The 1281-nt window shown below is 49.4% G+C and carries 1 protein-coding gene; it reads right to left on the bottom strand.

Going from position 1 to position 1281, the window contains the following annotated elements:
• Nucleotides 1-382: 382 nt before the first annotated feature.
• Complete coding sequence (locus F3H95_RS26980) at nt 383-886, bottom strand: TIGR00645 family protein (RefSeq protein WP_149748245.1); 504 nt, start codon at nt 884-886, stop codon at nt 383-385.
• Nucleotides 887-1281: the final 395 nt, after the last annotated feature.

Here is a 1281-nt window from a genome sequence, read left to right on the forward strand (position 1 = left end):
CTGCGAAGATCATCGCTGAAAGCGCGGGTCATATTGCCTCCGACCAAATCACCAGTCGGATCATGGAATCAGAAATTGCACCGTAACGGAATCCTCAATCCGATTCCGAGTTCAATGGACGTGCTCTAAAACACCAAGCGCCCCCACTAGGGTCGCAACATGGCAGGCCGCACACCGCGCCAAGCCTACATCGACGGGCTGAAAAAAGAGCCCGTAACAACACCGCAAAAAACCAAAGGAGGTACGCTGACAACACCCCAGAAACAGACTTCAATGCAACCCGAAACCCGCACCGCCTGAACCCGCTTCAAGACGAGGCACTGTCAGGTGAATACCGTTTCTGTACACACAGGTCTCATAAATAGGTCGCTATGTAGCCGAGTCAGTCCGTCCTCTTCATCAGCTTTTCGAGATAACCGAGCATGACTGCAGAGCCGACGAACGCAAGATGGATAACGGTGAGCCATAGCAGCTTTCCGTCATCATAATGATCGGCATTGAGGAAAACCTGCAAAAGGTGGATCGAAGAGATTGCAACAATAGATGACGCAACCTTTATCTTTAGGCTGCCGGAATCTAGCTTCCCAAGAAACGATATTTCTCCGCTTTTTTCGGCCTCATCGAAACGGCTGACAAAGTTTTCATATCCGGAGATCATCACCATGACGACCAAGCTTGCAACGAGTGCCGCATCAATCAGACCAAGCATCGAAAGGATCATGTCGCTCTCATCGGCGCTGAAGACGCTAAATGCCACCTTTGTCAGTTTATATCCAAAAGAAAGAGCATACACACCAAGTGCAATGGCCAGTCCGATATAAAAGATGACCAAAAGCCATCGGCTTGAAATTATAATTCGTTCGATGATAAGTTCTAGCACTTTCATTATCAACACCTTTCCAAAAGGGGCGATGCAAGACGCCATTGCACCGCCAAGTATTTTTACGCCCGTCGGCATAGTAGACGGCGACGACTTTGTACACCTACATCTATGAGTGGAACTCAAAAAGAACCTCGACGCTTTAAGAAACGCTATCATCTCGCCGTGGTAGAACGGGAAACGGAAGGGGAGATCACACGCTTAAAACTCATTAAACGCCGGATGTACGAAAGAGCAAAGCGCGTTCTGCTGCAAGCGCGCTCAGAGACTGCCTCAAAAAGAGGTGGGTGATTTCGACAGGTTGTTATACCAACCGTCGTTGATGCCGACCCGTGGGATTCCCAAAAGCGGACGAATCTGAATCTCTGTGGCAAACAGGAGGTTTGCGATGGGTTCAGCGC

Source organism: Rhizobium sp. RU35A, from assembly GCF_900156005.1.
In the GTDB taxonomy this organism is placed as follows: Bacteria; Pseudomonadota; Alphaproteobacteria; order Rhizobiales; family Rhizobiaceae; genus Neorhizobium; species Neorhizobium straminoryzae.